Raw genomic sequence first — 15,858 nt, 5'->3', positions numbered from 1 at the left:
AGGCGCGCCGATTTTGCCTTGTCAGCCCGCAAGCGGCGAACCGTTCGCACTCTGCGGGCGAGTATTCCCGGCCGGCGAAACCACCGCCGAAGCGGGTTGTTTCGAGCGACTCACCGGATCGGCGGGAGGGTCACTTCATTCAGATCCACATTCGGCGGGATCTGGGCGCCATTGTCCGGAACATTCGGTCGCGGCGCGTTTGCCGAACCACGAATCTGCAACCCGGGCGGCGGGTTCTCGCAGTAGTTCCACTTGGGCAGCGAGCCGTCCTGGATGACCTCGTTGCGGATCGGCACATGCTTGTACTGGCAGATCGGCCGCACCCAGATATCGGCGATGGTGAAGAACTCGTTGTCGTGCGCGGGCACACCCGCCGCCGAAAGACCGATCGTCAACGAGGGGAACAGGGCCTGTAGTGCCGGGATGCGCAACTGCGCGGCCTTGGTCATCGCGGAGAAGTTGGCGGCCAGACTTGTGATCGGGTCCGCGGTCTTGTCCAGCACCGCGCCGAGACTGGTCAGCTGACCCGGCGCCTGCTCGAGGATCGCCTGCAATTCGGCGTTGGCATTGTTGAACTGATTGAACAGCGCGCCCGAATTGCGGGTCAGCGTAGCCAGATCGGGCTGTGCGTTCGAGGTGGTGTCCGCGATGGTGTGCAGATTGGTGATCAGGTTCGTGGTCTGCGGCAGCAGCGAATCGAAACCGGCCATGGCCAAGCTGATCCCGTTCACCATGCCGCGCAACTGATCCGGGCCACCGCTGAGGGCGATGTCGAGCTCGGAGAGGATGACCCCGAACTTGTCCGGGTCGATCTGCGCGATGAGGGCGCTGGAATTGTCCAGCACCGACCACACCGGGGTCGGTGTCTTGATCTTCTCCGGATCGAACTGGATGACCGAACCGTCACGCAGGTATGGCCCTTGCTCGCTGCCCGGCCGGAAATCGAGGTACTGCTCGCCCGCACCGGACAACGCCTGCACCGCGATCGCGGTATCGAGCGGAATCTTGTACTTCGAGTCGATTTGGGCCTTGGCGGCGATGGACTGACCGCGGTCGGTGAGCTCGATCGAGGTCACCTTGCCGATCCGGTAGCCGCGCAGCGTCACATCGTTGCCCGGCTGCAGTCCGCCGGAGCGATCCAGATTCACTGTGACGGTGTAGTTGGACTTCAATGGGTTCACCCGCATGACGCTCACCAACAGATAGCTGGCGCCGATGAAGAACACCAGCACCAGACCGATGGTCGACAACAGCAGCTTGCGCCGGAACAGGTTCGTCAGCCAGGTCACTTGTAGGCCCCCGTCACTCGCGCTTGGATCAACTGCAGGACGGTGATCAGGCTGCCCGCCATATCCCCCACGTCACGAAGATCCTGGATCTTGCCGTGCGCGGGATCGCTCAGCACGCTGAGGTCGAGGTTCGTCGCGGTCGCGTAGACGGCGAGGCTGTTGCCACGGAACGACGCGTCGACACCTGGCTTCATCTGGTGCAACGCGTCCAGCGCGGGTCCGAAATTCTGTTCGGTCCTCGACAGTGCGTCCATCAGCTGGTGCACGTTGTCGAGCAGGCTGGCCAGTTGACCGCCGGAACTGTTGGCATAGTCGCCGAGCGCCGCGCTGGTGACCGAGAGCTTCGCCAGCAAATCCCCGATGGCTCGGTTGTTCTCCGCCACTGCGCCGATCATCTGCGGCAGCGTGTCGGCGACCTGACCGAGTTCCGAGCGCCTGGTCTCGATGGTCGTCGCCAGCGCACTGAACTGGTTCAACACATTGTCGACGCGGGTGGTGTTTTCGTTCAAACTGCTGATGACGCCGGTCATCTCGGTGATCAGATGTGCCATCTGTTCACCGCGCCCGCCGACGATGGAATCCAGTTCCGAAGTCAGCTTGCTCAACGCCGCGACACCGCCGCCGTTGAACAGCATGGAGACCGAGATGAGCAGTTCTTCGACCGTCGCGCCCGCCGAGGTTTTGTCGAGCCCGAGTGTGTCGCCTTCGTGCAGGATCTGCGTGCCCTGCTCCGTCTTCGGCTTGGACACCGCGACGAAGACATCACCGAGCGGCGTGGCCTGCCGCAGTTCGGCGGTGCTGCCGGTGGGCAACTCGATGTCCTTGCTGATGGTCAGATCGACGATTGCCTCGAAGTTCTTCGTCCTGATGTTGGAGACGACCCCGACATCGGAACCCCCGATCTTCACCTTGGCCTGATCCGGCAGGTTCAGCGCGTTCTCGAAAACCGCGTGCAAGGTGTAGGTTTCGCCGGTCGCACCCGGTTTGGGCAGCGGGAGCTTCTCCACGGTGAATCCGCAACCGGAGGTCACGGCCACACCGGTTGCCACCGCGAGTGCGATCAGCGTGCGGCTTGCGTTCTTCATCAGCCGATTGGTCATTTGGTCATCCCCAGCAGTGCTGCCGTAATTCCCAGGTCGGGTCCGAGGTCCTCGAGCTTCCCGGTCCGGCATCCGTCCGGCTTCATCTGAATCCGTTCACAGAACACACTCAACAGCTCGCCGTTGAGGAAGGTCTGGATGTTTCCGTGCAGTCGGATGAAACCCATTTCCCGGTTCACCGACCGATCGAGGTTCTGCATGAGCAGCGGCGCGAGATCGACGACCTCGGTGACGCCACGCGCATTGGCGCGCAGCTGGTCGGTCACCTTGGTCAGCCCGACAAGCGAGCTCGACAACTGGTCCTGGTACTGCACGAACACCGAACTTGTGTTGTTCAGGAAGTCGTTGAGCTGCTGCAGCGTCGCTTCCAGGCCGGGCGATTGATCCGCGAGCAGTCCGGTCATCTGCGTCATCCGGTTGCTGAAATCGCGGACGGACTGGTCGTTCTCGGCCAGCATCGTGGTCAGCTCGTTCAGCTTGACGATGATGCTGGAGACCGCGTCCTTATTGTCGACACCGACCTTCAGCGCGCCGGAGAGCGCATTGAGGGTGTCGCGCATCTTTTCGCCCTGACCGTTCACCATCGGGTAGAGCACCCGGCCCGAGAGCGGGCCGATGCCTTCGGTGCCAGGTTCCGGCTTCAACGCGGCGGCGAACTGGTCGATGGTCTTGATCATCGTGTCCAGCTCGACCGGCGTTCTGGTGCGCGCCTTGGGCAGGTGGGCGCCATCGGACATGGTGTCGCCCTGGGTGTACGCCGGCGTGAGCTCGATGTGCCGATCGGTCACGATGGACGGCGAAACAATCGCGGCCATCGCCTCTTTCGGGATCTTCACCCCGGCGTCGATCGACAGGTGGACCTCGACGAGGGTGCCCCTCGGAATGATCTTGTCGACTTTGCCGACTTCCAGCCCGAGCACCGTCACCGGATTGCCCTCGTACATGCCCGCGATGTTCTCGAAGTCCGCGGTGATGTGCATTTGGTTGCCCAACGCGTTGTTCACCGAGCTCGGCAGGATCGAGCAACTGCCGACCGCAAGCGCCGCGGCGCTGATCGCGACGGTCTTGGCTATGGTCCTGAGGTTCATCCCTGGCATCCCTCGATCATGTGGGCGAAGCACAGCCAGTTGTCGGGGAAGACCCACGGCAGGCCGACCTCACCGTACGGACCGTTACCGAACGCGTTATTGAACTGGCGCACCGACACCGGCATGATCTGCAGCAGCCGATCGAGGTTGTCCTTGTTCTTCTGCAGGCCCTCTGCCATGGTGTTGAGCTGCATGATGGTCGGGCCGAGCTGGTTGTCGTTCGCGGCACCGATCTCCTGCAACTGCCTGCTGAGCGTCGACACATTGTCGAGCAGCTGACGCAGCAGGCCCTGACGCTCCATCACCCGGTTGGCGATGGCCTCGCCCTGGGTGATCACCAGCAGCACGCTATTGCGGTTGTCGCCGAGAATCCGGGTTACCCGGTCGAGGTCCTTGAGCAGACCGTCGACTTCGCCCTTACGCGCGTCCATCACTTTGGCCAACACACCGATGCTGTCCAGCGCCTGCGCCGTGAGCTGCGGTGAATCGCCCATCTGCTTGTTGATCATGTCCAGCGAGGTGGCCAGCTTCTTGGTGTCGAGCGCCTCGAACTTCGGGGTGCCGATCTCGACCACGTCGGCCAGGTTGTACGGAACCGCGGTATTGGACAACGGAATCCGATTGCCCCGCAGACCCGAACCGTCACCCGGCTCCAGATCCACGTACCTGGCGCCGAGCAGTGTGGCCATCTTGATGGACGCCTTGGCGTCAGGGCCGAGCTCGAGGTCGTCGTTGACGCTCAGGGACAGCAGGATGTGCCCGCCCTCGAGCTTCGCGTCCGCCACCCGGCCCATCGGGACGCCCGCGACGTTGACCTTGTCGCCGACCTTGACCCCGGCGGTCTGGGCGAATTCGGCCTTCACCGTCTTCTCACCGACGCCGATCAGCCTGTAGGCACTCGAGCCGATCAGCAGCCCGAGGACGAGCACCGCGCCGATCACGCCGAGCCAGAAGTTCCGGTTGTTGTCGAACCTGGATCTGATCTTCGTCATCATGGGCGGCACACCGCCGACTGTCCGTTGCCGCCGATCTGGGTGAGCAGACCGCGCGGGAGCAGGATGCCGTACAGCGAGACGTCCAGTTTGCACATGTAGGCGTTCGCATAGGCGCCGTCCTGGGTGGCCTTGCCGAGATTCGAGAGCATCCCCGGCAGGTCGATGGCCGCCTGGTCGAGCCTGGCGCCGTTGGCGATCAGCAGCGTCAGTGCGGCACTCGTCGAGTCCTGCGCCGTCTTCATCTTCGGCTGCACCAATCCCATCATGTCGACCAGGGAGCTGGTCGCATCCGCGATCTGCACGGTGGATTGCTGCAGGGACTGTCCCTGGTCGTACAGACCGCCGATCAGTGACCGGGTCTGGGTTACCAAGGTCTCCAATTCATCACCTCGCTTGGCCAACCCAGCCATCACGCCGCTGAGGTTGGTGATCACATCGCTGAGAATCGCGTCCCGGCGCTGGAAATCCGTGGCCAGGGTCGCGGCCTGAGTGATGAACGCGCTCAACGAAACACCGTCACCCTGCAAAGCCTGGATGAAGGTCTCCGACAGTCTGTTCACCTGCTCGGGCTGCAATACCTGGAACAGCGGCTGGAACCCGTTGAGCAGCGCCGAAACGTCGAATGACGGCTCGGTACGTTCCAGCGGGATGCTTGCCTTGTTCTTCAGTGGCGCCGGGCTCGTCGCCTTGCCCTGGGCCAGCGCGATATAGCGCTGGCCGATCAGGTTCTGGTAGCGCACAAGAGCTTTGGTGTCGTCGTACACCGTCTGGTTGCGCTGCACGATGAACGTCACCTTGGCGTCGTTCTTGCTGTCGAGTTCGATCTTCTCGACCTTGCCGACCCGCACGCCCGCCATCCGGACGTCGTCGCCCTCCCGCAGGCCGAGCACATCGGTGAAAGTGGCTGTGTAGCTGTTGGTGTCGCCGTCGACGACGCGCGCGAGGGTATTCCAGATGACCACGGTCACCAGGATCGAAACCAGCGCGAACAGACTGAATCCGATCAGGGGTTTGCGAACGCTCACTTGCCCTCACCACTTTCGGTGACCTGCAGGGTTCCCCCACGCAGCGCCGAACTCAGCAACAGGTATTCGGCGGTCGTCGGACGACGCCCGAGCAGCGCGGTGATCGCGGCATCTCCTTCGTACGCAATGGGACCGGCTGACGGAGCGCTTGCCGGCGTCGCGGGCAGATCCGGTTGCGGCTCCGGCTGAGCCGCGGGAGCGGGTGCGGCGCCGGGAGCGGGTGGGAACAGCTGCGGGAAGAGTCCTTCCAGCGGTGTGCCCGCGAACGGACTCGAAGGCCGCGGCCCGTTCTGGCCAGGGATACTCGCGGCGTCCGCGGCCCCACCCGGAGTCGTCACGCCAGGGATTTCCGGCAGACCTGCGGGCAGCGGCAACCTCGGCAGCCCGGCCGCCGAATCCAGGGCCCGCGGCCGCATCGACTCCGGCAGGTAGCCGGGGTCGGCGATCGTCGGTGCGGTGACACAGCTGGGACCTGGCAGGCTGCCGTAGCGGGGGCAGTCCTCCAAGGCGTACGGCTTGTACGGGGTGAGCGTGACACCGGCGTTCCACACCATCTGCTTCTGCGGACCCCAGTGGAAGGTCGTGTTCAGCTTGCGCAGCGAGGTGTTCAGGCTCTCGATCGCCTCCGGGATCGAGTTCGCATCGGCCGCGAGCGCACCGAACATGTCGCTGGTGCCTTCGGTGACCTGCTTGCCGACGTCGCCGTTGCGGGCGAACAGTGCGTTCACGGTATCCACCGTGCCCGCACCGTTGGAGATCAGCGCGATCAGCGCCATGCGCCGGTCGGCAATCGTCTGTGCGGTCTTCACCGAGCTGCCGAGCACGTCGAGCAGTTCCGGCGCCGACTGGTTGAGCGCCTGGAACGAGCTGGAGAAATCATTCAGCAGCACACCGAGATTCGGGATCGACTCGTCGACCGAGGTCAGCCAGCGATCCAGCCGTTCGATGGTGGAACCAGGCATCCGGCCGCTGCCGTCGAGCGCCTGCGACAGCGTGCCGAGTACGCGGCCGAACTGCACCGGGTCGATCTTGTCGAGGATGGTGCGGACCGTGGTCAGCGTGTCCTGCAGCGCGATGGTGCCCTGACTGCGGTCCTCCTGGATCTGCGAACCCTCGTGCAGGTATTGGTCGGCGGGTCCGTTGAAGACGAGTTCGACGGAGGTGACGGCGAACAGGTTGCTCGGCACCACGCGGGCGGTCACGTTGGACGGGATGCCGGCCGCGAACCCCGGCTTCAGCTCGATCTGGACCTTCTGCTCTTCGCCCTTCGCGGCAACATTGACGTCCTTGACGGCGCCGACCAGCACGCCGCGGAATTTCACGTCGGCTTGGCTCGGCAGTCCGTCGCCGGTGGTGGTCAGATTGGCGACCACGTTCACCTTCGGCACGAAATAGCCGCGGTAGCGGGCCATCAGGAAGCCCAGGATCAGCGCGAAGACGACCAGACCACAGACGCCCGCGATGAGCAGCTGTCGCATGGTGGGTCCGCGCCCACTCGGATCGATGATCATCTCGCCCTACCCAGAAATCCGGATGCCGGGGTTGACGCCCCAGATCGCCAACGTCATGAACAGGTCCGCGAATACCACCACGATGATGCACATCTTGATCGCCCGGCCTGCTGCGACACCCACACCCTCGGGACCACCCGAGGCGAAGAAGCCGTAGTAGCACTGGATGAATGTGGTGATCGCGACGAACACCATGGCCTTCGCCAGTGAGTAGAGCACGTCCGTCGGTATGAGGAACTGATAGAAGTAGTGCGAGAAGGTGCCGCTCGACGTGCCACCGATCAGCTGCACGGTCAGCGAGCACGAGATGTAGGCCATGGAGAGGCCGAGGCAGTAGAGCGGGACGATGGCGACCATCGCCGCGAACATCCGGGTGCTCACCAGGTAGGGCAGCGGCTTGATGGCGATGGAGTCGAGCGCGTCGATCTCCTCGGAGATGCGCATCGCACCCAGCTGCGCGGTGAATCGACAGCCTGCCTGTGCGGCAAATGCCAAGGCCGCCAACAGCGGTCCCAGCTCTCGGGTGGTGGCGAAGGCCGAGATGGCGCCGGTGAGCGGGCTGAGGCCGAGCAGATTCAGCGAGGTGTAGCCCTGGATGGCGACCGTCATGCCACCGAAGGCGCTGAGGATCAGCACGACGCCGATGGTGCCGCCGCCGACGACCAGACTGCCGTTGCCCCAGGTGACATCCGAGAGCAGCCGCCACACTTCCTTCGGATACTGCTTGAGTGCCGTCGGGATCGCGCCGATCGACCGCAGGAAGAAGAACACCTGGTGGCCGAGGCGAGCGACCAGATCTACCGGAGCCTGCGCTGTCTTCTTTAATTGCCGAAGTGGCCGCAGCAGCGGCGGTACATAGGTTGATGACACCGGCTCAGACCACCTGTGGGGGGAGAAGTACGTTGTAGATCTGGGTGATGATGAGGTTCACTCCGAACAACATGATCGCGGAGCTGACCACCGCGGAGTTCACCGAGTTCGCCACTCCGCCTGGGCCGCCACGGGTATTGAGTCCGGTATCGCAGGCGATGATGGCCGCGAGTAACCCGAATATCAGCGATTTCACCAGTGCCACAAGGAGATCGATGGTTACCGCGAACGAGGAGAAGGTGCCGACATAGGAACCCGGCGTACCGTTCTGCGCGAAAATATTGAATATGTAACCGGTCAAGAATCCGACGAAGACGACGAAGCCACAAAGCAGCACACTGACCAACATGGCAGCGCCGAGGCGAGGGGCGACCAAGCGGCGCAACGGATCCACCCCCATCACCCGCATGGCGTCGATCTCTTCGCGGATGGTGCGCGAACCGAGATCGGCACAGATCGCAGAACCGACCGCACCCGCGATCATCAGCGAGGTGACCAGCGGGGCGCCCTGCTGGATGATGCCGAGGCCGTTGGCCGCGCCGATGAAGGAGGTCGCGCCGACCTGGCCGGCGACCGCGCCGACCTGGATGGAAACGATGACGCCGATCGGGATGGCCACCAGCAGCGTCGGCGCCGCCGCGACGCTCGACATGAACGCGCACTGCTTGATGAACTCACGGTACGGAAAGCGGCGCCGGAATATCGCGATGAACAGCTCGGCAACGGCGGCGAATCCCATGGCGATCTGCCTGCCACCGGTCTCCAGTGACCGCTTCGGGTGGTCTTCCCAGTAACCTTTTACCCAATCAACCGTGTCACTCATCCGCGACGCTGCAGGTGGACTCTTGGTCAACTGCACTGGCTAGCCCCTCTCGACGCCGGTAACCCAAACCCCGACGGCTTGTTTGCTTGACGCACCTTACTACGGAGTAGTGCAGAACACACCATCGTCATGTGATTGCAGTCATAGGTATGTGTCACCGTTGAGAAAAAGCTATGAGTCGCGGCACGGGCGTTGGTGCACGCCCCAAAGTTAACCGTCCATCTTCTAGAACAAGTTACAGTTCACCTGCGCTGATCACCGGCCCATTCGGTATCTCAGCTGAATTACGCGGATAATATTCATCAAAAATCACATTCGTTTCAGAGCATCGAACATGACGTCACGAAGTTGTGACTGAAACACAAACTTACTACGCGGATGATGCCACTTATAGAAGATTGCTATTGCGCTAGTAAGAGACGCTCTACCTGAAATGTCGAAAAATGAGGGCGCGGTGGCACCCCGCCTATGGGGCGGTACATGACGCGCCCGGGCCCGAATACTGACACGATGGGTGCGACAGATTGATATCGTGCGGACTTCCGACGTCTGGAGGGACATGTTCAGCAAACTCGCCAAGGTGGCCAACGCCGCCTTCGCCGTAGCCCTGGGTGCGGCGCTGCTCGGGACGGGCGCAGGGACAGCGGACGCAGCGCCCGGCCCGCCCGTCGTGGGCGGTGGTTCGGGAATCATCATCGACAATCAGTTCGAATGCACAGTCACCACAGTGGGTTACGACGGCGGCGGTCGGCTGGTCGGCCTGACCGCCGGGCACTGCGGCGACCCGGGCGCTCAGGTGTACGCCGAGGTCGACCGCGGCGCAGGCCAGATCGGCCGGTTCGTCTATTCCAATCACGATCTGGACTACGCCGTCATCCAGTTCGAGCCGGACAAGATCATCCCGGTGAACCGGATCGGCAATGTGACCATCACCGGGATCGGCGCCCCGGCGCAGTTCCCGACGATCGTCTGCAAGGAAGGCCGGACCACCGGCAACACTTGCGGCATCACCTGGGGCGACGTCTTCGGGACGAATATGGAGACCTGGGCCCAGATGTGCGTCGTGGAGGGCGATTCCGGTGCTCCGGTCGTCGTCGGCACCACGTTGGTCGGCATGGTGAACGCCTATCTCGCCATCGCCTGCTTCGGTCCCGAGGTCGGCACCAATATGACCTCGATCATGGGTGATCTCAACGCACGCGGCGGGGTCGGCGCGGGCTTCAACCCGATCTGATCCGCAGCTGTCGGAAATAATGAGCGGGCCGCGAGGCCCGCTCATTTTTCGTTGACGGTCACGCCGGGCGCCAACGCGGGACCCGACATCCCGCACTGCGGCATGCAGTCGACGTTGTCCAGCGTCGGCGTGTGCCGCGGCTGCCGCAACAGCAACGCGGCCACCAGCGCGCCCGCCACCAACAGTCCGACACAGATCCACATCGCGACGCCGAACCCTCGATCGAATTCGACCGGGTCACCGAGCGATCCGGAGATCCCGGCCAGCCCAGGCAGTGCGGCGACGGCGAGCAGTTGGGCGGTTCTGGCGACGGCGTTGTTCACACCAGAGGCGATACCGGCCTCGCTGGCGGGCACCGCGCCGAGCACCGCCCCGGTGAGCGGGGCGACCAGCACCGACAAACCGAGGCCGAACAGCAGCACGCCGGGCAGTACATCGGTCACATAGGTGGTGTCCGGTCCGATACGCAGCATCAGCACCAGCCCCGCGCCCGCGAGCAGCGGTCCGACCGTCAACGGGGTGCGCGGACCGTGCACCTGCGCCCACCGGCCCGCGGGCGCGGAGAGCACCAGCATGATCAGCGTGACCGGGACGGTGGCGACGCCAGACATCAGCGGCGAGTATCCGGCCACCAACTGCAACTGCAGAACCAATAGGAAGAACACCCCGCCGAGGGCGGCATAGACCGCGAGCGTGACCAGGTTGGCGGCGGTGAACACCCGCGAGGCGAACAGCGAAGGCGGCACCAGCGGATGGTCGCTGCGCATCTCGATCACCACGAACACCGCGAGCAACAGCAGCCCCGCGACGACAAGCAGCGGCATCGAGTCGATCAACCCGAAGGTCAGCGCGCCCAAGGCCAGCGCGACCACGACCGCCCCCGGAATATCCAGGCGCGCGGCGGCATTCGGATCGTGACTTTCCGGTACATGCCGCACGGCGACGAGCACGACGACCAGTGCGAGCGGCACATTGATGAAGAAGATTGATTGCCAGCCCGCCACATCGATGAGCCAGCCGCCGAGGAACGGCCCCAGCGCGCCCGCGACGCCACCGAACCCCGACCACAGACCGATCGCGGCACCCTGATCGCGCTGATCGATGGACGAGGAGATCAGCGCCAGGCTGCCCGGTGTGAGCATGGCGCCCGCCACACCCTGCAGAACGCGGGCGAAAACCAGCATCTCGATATTCATCGCGGCCCCGCACAGCGCCGAAGCGATGGCGAAACCGATAGTGCCCCAGACGAAGACCCTGCGGCGGCCGAGGCGGTCACCCAGCGATCCGCCGAGCAGGATGAACGACGCCAGCGTGAGCGTGTAGCCGTTCAGCGTCCACTGCAAGCCGGCGACATCGGTGCCGAGCGATTCGCCGATGCGTGGCAGCGCGATATTGACGACGGTGGCATCGAGCGAGGCCACCGACGACCCGAGAATGGTAGCCAGCAGTATCCAGCGGCCCTTGGCCGAACGTAAGCGGGGAAGCTCCGGGGTGCTCACCCACACAACCTAGCGGCCAGTAGCCGCCGGTAGCCGCGAATGGGAAGCCCCGTCGGCCTCAGAGTTCCTGGACGCAGACCACGAAATGCCGGGTCGGGTAGGTGAATCCGGTACCGCTGGTGCAGACGCCCGCATCGTCGGCGTTCTGCTGGATGTTTGTCACCTTCACCCGCTGGGTGCCCCGCTCGGTGCAGTCGATGCGCTTGGGATCCTCCCCGCCGACATCCATGCAGCCGCCGACGACCCAGTCGATATCCAGGCACAGCGCGCCCTGCTCGATGCCGTTCAGGGTTTCCGCGTAGTAGTTGTCGCGGTCGCTGACGCACTGGGTGTTGGTCGGCGCCTTGCCGACCACCTTGTAGTTCGATGCCCGGCTGCCACAGGAAGCCTTGGAGATGGTGGCGTCGGACACCGTGCCACCCAAGGTCACACAGTCACCGACGTTGGCCTGGAAGTCGGTGTCGCCGCCGCGGTCGGCCGAGGTCGGCGTCGGCTTGCCCGAGGTCGGCCTGCCGGTCGTCGGCTTCGAGGTTTTCGGTGTGCTTGTTGTCGATATCGCATCGACCGTTCCATTGTTCATCGCAGGCTGCGCGGAACCACTGATAGTGGAACTACATCCCGCCACAAAGATCGCGGCAGCAGCGGCAACCGCCGCGACCGCGGCAACCGCAAGGCGGCCTGAGTTTCGACCAGACACGTAACAGTCCTCCCGAGCTGTAACGCTCCGAACTCACACCCCCGTCAGAATCCGAAGTTGACAATGCAGAGCTTGAAATACCACGCCATGCATACACCATGCGCGGCGCGCGCGTCGAGTCGAAGACGGCGCGGCGCCTGGTCGGTGCGGGCGGTATTACGTCCCCGCAGCGGTCCACCAGCGGAATCGTATTCCCAGCAACCGATCTGAGTATGGTGGGAATTCCAATGTGAAAGGAGTTGTCCGTGAAGCTGATCAGCGCAATCGTCTGCACGACCGCCGCGATGGGCACCTCCTTACTGCTGCCGGCAGTGGCCTCAGCAACCGACGTGCATTGCGCGGCGGACCAAGGAAGCGATATCACGGTCATCGATGGGCGATCCGCGTGCCGGGCCGCGAGCGACACCTTCGGGCGGGCACGCGCCGCGGGTTACGACGGTGTCGGCTACGCGAAGGCAACCGTCGGGGCAACCGCATTCGGCATCGGCGCCGCCGGTGGCATCGGTGCAAGCGAAGGGGTGGGCGGGATTCCGATCGCGATCGGAATCGGAACGGATGCGCTGGCACTGACCTCGATTTCCGACGCGGGCGAACGCGGCGCCGGTGGTCAGATCCTCGCGGTGTCGATTGCCTTGGATGGGTCGCGGGCCGGGGTCGAATCCGCGGACAGCGCCGTGGTCTGCCTCGGATCCGCCGCGTTCGCCTGGAGTTCGGCGACCGGCGCCACCTGCCTTGCTACTCCATTCGGTCGCTGGCAAACCGCACCTGTCGCGTTAGGCTGAGAGCTACCGGCCGCTGAGTTCGTGCCCGCTTCGGCCGTCCCAGCGGTCAGGAGGTGCACCCGTGGTCTCTGCCTTCCAACCATCCGGCAAGCGACTGGCCGCGCCCCGGGAAATGATCGTCGACCCGAGGTTCATCCGGCTGGCCGACCATTTCTTCGGCATGTTCACCCAGACCGGCCGCGGCGGCGGCGCACTGGCGATCTACCTCGATGGCCGACCCGTGGTCGATATCTGGGCTGGGTGGGCGGCCAAGGATCGCCGCTGGAACGGCAGGAACGTGGCACTCACGTTCTCCACCGGCAAGGGCGTGGCCTCCACCGTGCTGCACCGGCTGGCCGAACGCGGTCTGATCGATTACGAGGCACCGGTGGCCGAGTACTGGCCGGAGTTCGCCGCCCACGGCAAGGGCGACATCACGGTGCGCGATGTGCTGTCGCATCGGGCCGGATTGCACCGGGTGCGCGGCCTGGTGCCGGGCCGCGAGGGCATCCTCGACTACGACGCGGTGGTGCGGGCTCTCGCCGATAGTCCGGCGGACCCGCGGCGCATCCGCTCCTCGGGGTATCACGCGATCACGTTCGGGTGGCTGGTGGCCGAGATCGTGCAACGGGTGACCGGTGACCCGTTCACCGACGTGCTGCGCCGGGAGATCGCGGTGCCGCTCGGCATCGACGAATTCTGGTTCCGGGTACCGGAATCCGAGCGTTACCGGATCGCCAAGATCTTCCCGCACCTGAGCCCACCAGGAATCCGTTGGAACACCGCGTCGTCTGTGCTGTCCTGGGTGCGCCCCATCCGCGGGCTTGCCGAGGCGGGCATGCCGGAGAGCTTCGACGAGCTGGTCCGCGACCCGCGGGTGCACGATGCGGTGATGCCGGGCTGGAACGGCGTGTTCTCGGCGCGGGCCCTGGCCAGGATGTACGGTGCGCTCGCCAACGGCGGGCGGGTCGAGGTGGACCGCGGCGCACAGGGGATCGAAACCGTGCAGTTCATGAAGCCGGAGACGATCGAAACCATCAATCAGGTGCAGCCCTCCGAGAGCCGCGACTATGTGCTCGGGTTCCCGCTGCGCTTCACCCTCGGCTATCACCGGCCGGTGCTGATGTCCAAGCAGCAGCCGCGAAACGCCTTCGGCCACTACGGCATCGGCGGGTCCGGTGCGTATGCCGATCCGATGCTCGGCATGTCGATCGCCTTCGTCACCAACCGGCTCGGCAATGCCGTGACCGCGCTCGGCGACGCCCGGCTCGCGCGACTCGCGGCTCTGGCCAGCACTACAGTGCGCAAACATCAACCGGCCACGGAGGTCGCCGCTGATCCGCTCGACCCGGCGGCGGGATGACATGACAAGTCGAACCTCGGGACCGATGAGTTCGTACCTATAAATATGGACGTCGGTAAACCGCGGCGCGGCGAGCAAGCAGCGCCGAGTGTCGCGCGATCACCGCGGACGCCCAGGCTGGTTGTCGCGCACGCACTGGCGGCAGGCATTGATTTCGAGCGGTACTTCCGCTGGCGCCGCGCGCACGAGGGTGATCCGTTCTACGTGCGCTTTCCCGGTTTCGGTTCGGTGCTGTTCACCGGAACACCCGAAGGCGCGCGGGAGATGTTTCGCGCGCCGATGGCGCTGCTCGAACCGCCGCGACCGAATCCGATCGAACCGCTGGTCGGCACCGCGTCGCTCATCCTCGCCGCGGGCGAGCGGCATCGGCAGGACCGGGCACTGCTCGCGCCCGCATTCCACGGCGCTCGCATCCGTGCCTACGGGGAGCTGATCCGCGATTCGGCGCTGGACGAAATGTCCGGTGGCACAGCAGGATCCGGCCGCGCATGGCGGCCGGGCACGCGCATCGACGCGCAGGCGGCGGCGAGGTCGATCACCCTGCGAGTCATCCTGGAGGCCGTCTTCGGGGTGGACAGCCACGAGCAGCGAGCCGCCTACACCGCCGCGGTCGCCGAATTCCTCACCGCGTTCTCCGGGCCGCTGATGCTGCTGCCGGTGTTGCGTCGTGGACTGTTCGGGCATGCGCCGTGGGATCGGTTCGTCGCGGCGCGCGACCGGCTCGACGCGCTGATCCTGGCCGATATCGCCAGGCGGAACAACGATGCGAACCGCGCATCGGCCGACATCCTCGGGATGCTGCTGACGACCCGTTACGACGACGGCACCGCGATCTCCGATGCCGATCTGTGTGAACAGCTGCGCACCCTGCTGGTTGCGGGGCACGAGACCACCGCGACCACGCTGGTGTGGGCGCTGTTCCATTTGCACCGAGAACCCGAGGCCTTGGGGCGGCTGCGTGCGGAATTACAGGCCGCAGGCCCCGAAGCGCCGCCGCTGGAACTGGCAGCCCTGCCCTACCTCGACGCGGTGTGCCAGGAGACGCTGCGCCTGCATCCGGTGGTGCCGATCGTGCTGCGCCGGGTCACCGCGCCGTTCACGCTGCTCGGGGTCCCGCTCGCGGCGGGCGACACGATGGGCGTCGCCGTACCGCTGTTGCATTCCGATCCTCGGGTGTGGTCGGAGCCCGAGCAATTCCGGCCCGAGCGGTTCCTCGAGCGCCGGTACGGACCGTTCGAGTTCGCACCGTTCGGCGGCGGTCACCGACGCTGTGTCGGAGCATCGCTTGCCGACTACGAACTGCGGATCGTGCTGGCGACAATCCTCGGCCGGGTCCGGCTGCGGCTGGCGCCGCGGTACGCGCGTGGGCGCGCGCCGCTGTCGGTGCCACACAACATCGCGACCGGTCCGCAAAGGTCGATCCCCTTCGATGTCGTGGCGTGAGTTACGTCACGAACCGGTTTGGTGTCACCTACAACCGTCTGGATGGTCGGCTGCGCGCCCGCATCGAGACTCGCCGGTGTGACCGGCAGCTTTTGCGAAAGTCAGTGACCGCCAACGACATATGTGGCGCACAACACACTTAGTGGTCGGATTGAATCAG

The 15,858-nt window shown here is 64.8% G+C and carries 14 protein-coding genes; 4 read left to right on the top strand and 10 right to left on the bottom strand.

What is annotated here, in order from left to right; all coding sequences use genetic code 11:
- Positions 1 to 110 precede the first annotated feature (110 nt).
- The 8 genes from ACFQZZ_RS02980 to ACFQZZ_RS02945 are packed head-to-tail and all read right to left on the bottom strand — an operon-like array spanning position 111 to position 8,701.
- A complete protein-coding gene (locus ACFQZZ_RS02980) occupies positions 111 to 1,289 on the bottom strand; it encodes an MlaD family protein (RefSeq protein ID WP_378673494.1) in 1,179 nt (392 codons plus the stop codon).
- Entirely contained in the window at positions 1,286 to 2,389 is a 1,104-nt protein-coding gene (locus ACFQZZ_RS02975) for an MlaD family protein (protein ID WP_378673491.1), read from the bottom strand. Before ACFQZZ_RS02975 ends, ACFQZZ_RS02980 begins: the two co-directional genes overlap by 4 nt.
- On the bottom strand, positions 2,386 to 3,477 hold the full coding sequence (locus ACFQZZ_RS02970) for an MCE family protein (RefSeq protein WP_378673488.1): 1,092 nt from the start codon (positions 3,475 to 3,477) through the stop codon (positions 2,386 to 2,388). Before ACFQZZ_RS02970 ends, ACFQZZ_RS02975 begins: the two co-directional genes overlap by 4 nt.
- The gene (locus tag ACFQZZ_RS02965) at positions 3,474 to 4,472 is read right to left on the bottom strand and encodes an MCE family protein (protein ID WP_378673485.1); all 999 of its coding nucleotides are present in this window, start codon (positions 4,470 to 4,472) and stop codon (positions 3,474 to 3,476) included. The genes ACFQZZ_RS02970 and ACFQZZ_RS02965 overlap by 4 nt, the downstream gene beginning before the upstream one ends.
- The gene (locus ACFQZZ_RS02960; RefSeq protein WP_378673483.1) at positions 4,469 to 5,497 is read right to left on the bottom strand and encodes an MCE family protein; all 1,029 of its coding nucleotides are present in this window, start codon (positions 5,495 to 5,497) and stop codon (positions 4,469 to 4,471) included. Before ACFQZZ_RS02960 ends, ACFQZZ_RS02965 begins: the two co-directional genes overlap by 4 nt.
- Entirely contained in the window at positions 5,494 to 7,008 is a 1,515-nt protein-coding gene (locus ACFQZZ_RS02955) for an MlaD family protein (protein WP_378673480.1), read from the bottom strand. Before ACFQZZ_RS02955 ends, ACFQZZ_RS02960 begins: the two co-directional genes overlap by 4 nt.
- Before the next feature lie 6 nt (positions 7,009 to 7,014).
- On the bottom strand, positions 7,015 to 7,878 hold the full coding sequence (locus ACFQZZ_RS02950) for an MlaE family ABC transporter permease (RefSeq protein ID WP_378673477.1): 864 nt from the start codon (positions 7,876 to 7,878) through the stop codon (positions 7,015 to 7,017).
- A 4-nt stretch (positions 7,879 to 7,882) separates the two neighbouring features.
- Positions 7,883 to 8,701 (bottom strand): MlaE family ABC transporter permease, encoded by an 819-nt coding sequence (locus ACFQZZ_RS02945; protein WP_378673475.1) that lies wholly within the window; start codon positions 8,699 to 8,701, stop codon positions 7,883 to 7,885.
- 559 nt (positions 8,702 to 9,260) lie between these two features.
- Here ACFQZZ_RS02945 and ACFQZZ_RS02940 point away from each other — a divergent pair.
- Positions 9,261 to 9,935: a serine protease gene (locus ACFQZZ_RS02940; RefSeq protein WP_378673472.1), complete on the top strand. Its 675-nt coding sequence runs from the start codon at positions 9,261 to 9,263 to the stop codon at positions 9,933 to 9,935.
- 41 nt (positions 9,936 to 9,976) lie between these two features.
- On the opposite strand, the gene ACFQZZ_RS02935 is transcribed toward ACFQZZ_RS02940, so the two are convergent.
- Complete coding sequence (locus ACFQZZ_RS02935) at positions 9,977 to 11,434, bottom strand: MFS transporter (protein ID WP_378673469.1); 1,458 nt, start codon at positions 11,432 to 11,434, stop codon at positions 9,977 to 9,979.
- A 58-nt stretch (positions 11,435 to 11,492) separates the two neighbouring features.
- Complete coding sequence (locus ACFQZZ_RS02930; protein ID WP_378673466.1) at positions 11,493 to 12,014, bottom strand: hypothetical protein; 522 nt, start codon at positions 12,012 to 12,014, stop codon at positions 11,493 to 11,495.
- Positions 12,015 to 12,376: 362 nt separating this feature from the next.
- Between ACFQZZ_RS02930 and ACFQZZ_RS02925 the strand changes: the two genes are divergently transcribed.
- From ACFQZZ_RS02925 to ACFQZZ_RS02915, 3 genes are all read left to right on the top strand, one after another.
- The gene (locus ACFQZZ_RS02925) at positions 12,377 to 12,913 is read left to right on the top strand and encodes a DUF6764 family protein (protein WP_378673463.1); all 537 of its coding nucleotides are present in this window, start codon (positions 12,377 to 12,379) and stop codon (positions 12,911 to 12,913) included.
- 112 nt (positions 12,914 to 13,025) lie between these two features.
- Complete coding sequence (locus tag ACFQZZ_RS02920) at positions 13,026 to 14,255, top strand: serine hydrolase domain-containing protein (protein WP_378674045.1); 1,230 nt, start codon at positions 13,026 to 13,028, stop codon at positions 14,253 to 14,255.
- Between the two features lie 45 nt (positions 14,256 to 14,300).
- Positions 14,301 to 15,698, top strand: a complete 1,398-nt coding sequence (locus tag ACFQZZ_RS02915) for a cytochrome P450 (protein ID WP_378673461.1) — start codon at positions 14,301 to 14,303, stop codon at positions 15,696 to 15,698.
- The last annotated feature ends 160 nt before the right edge of the window (positions 15,699 to 15,858 follow it).

Origin of the sequence: Nocardia sp. GCM10030253 (assembly GCF_042675075.1) — a bacterium.
Taxonomy (GTDB): domain Bacteria; phylum Actinomycetota; class Actinomycetes; order Mycobacteriales; family Mycobacteriaceae; genus Nocardia.
This window is presented reverse-complemented; position numbering and strand designations above follow the sequence as displayed.

Bases quoted from the DNA above. Each gene is read 5' to 3' on its own strand.
- ACFQZZ_RS02955 (WP_378673480.1), bottom strand. From the start codon at position 7,008: ATGATCATCGATCCGAGTGGGCGCGGACCCACCATGCGACAGCTGCTC.
- ACFQZZ_RS02930 (WP_378673466.1), bottom strand. From the start codon at position 12,014: ATGAACAATGGAACGGTCGATGCGATATCGACAACAAGCACACCGAAA.
- ACFQZZ_RS02965 (WP_378673485.1), bottom strand. From the start codon at position 4,472: ATGATGACGAAGATCAGATCCAGGTTCGACAACAACCGGAACTTCTGG.
- ACFQZZ_RS02915 (WP_378673461.1), top strand. From the start codon at position 14,301: ATGGACGTCGGTAAACCGCGGCGCGGCGAGCAAGCAGCGCCGAGTGTC.
- ACFQZZ_RS02940 (WP_378673472.1), top strand. From the start codon at position 9,261: ATGTTCAGCAAACTCGCCAAGGTGGCCAACGCCGCCTTCGCCGTAGCC.
- ACFQZZ_RS02970 (WP_378673488.1), bottom strand. From the start codon at position 3,477: ATGAACCTCAGGACCATAGCCAAGACCGTCGCGATCAGCGCCGCGGCG.
- ACFQZZ_RS02920 (WP_378674045.1), top strand. From the start codon at position 13,026: ATGATCGTCGACCCGAGGTTCATCCGGCTGGCCGACCATTTCTTCGGC.
- ACFQZZ_RS02945 (WP_378673475.1), bottom strand. From the start codon at position 8,701: ATGAGTGACACGGTTGATTGGGTAAAAGGTTACTGGGAAGACCACCCG.
- ACFQZZ_RS02975 (WP_378673491.1), bottom strand. From the start codon at position 2,389: ATGACCAATCGGCTGATGAAGAACGCAAGCCGCACGCTGATCGCACTC.